This window comes from Robertmurraya sp. DFI.2.37 (assembly GCF_029211245.1).
GTDB lineage: Bacteria > Bacillota > Bacilli > Bacillales > Cytobacillaceae > Robertmurraya > Robertmurraya methanolica_A.
Genome location: NZ_JARGEJ010000848.1, coordinates 1 through 289 on the forward strand (window position 1 = coordinate 1; position 289 = coordinate 289).

1 protein-coding gene is annotated in these 289 nt (G+C 41.2%); it reads right to left on the minus strand.

Features of this window, described 5'->3' with window-relative positions; translation table 11 throughout:
- Positions 1 to 254, minus strand: a 254-nt coding sequence (locus PZE06_RS28875; RefSeq protein WP_306421353.1) for a PfkB family carbohydrate kinase, incomplete at its 3' end; no start/stop codon positions are given.
- Between the last annotated feature and the right edge of the window lie 35 nt (positions 255 to 289).

Sequence of the window (289 nt, forward strand, 5' to 3'; positions counted from 1 at the left end):
TTTTTGATATAATCAATATCTTCATCTGTTAATTTATATTTTTCCAATACGCCTTCGTCGTAATCTCCAAATACTCTTTCGCCATCTATCAATTCAACCTGGGTAACGGCTGTCTTTCCTTTTTCTACACGCAAATGCGAAGTGTCAACGCCTTTCGCTTTGATAGTTTCTATCATAATCTGTCCGTAGACGTCATCACCTACTGGTCCAATATATGCAGCCTCTCCTCCTAAACGGAGTGTATAAACTGCCATATTTACCGGGCCTCCCCCCGGAAATGCTTTTCCAC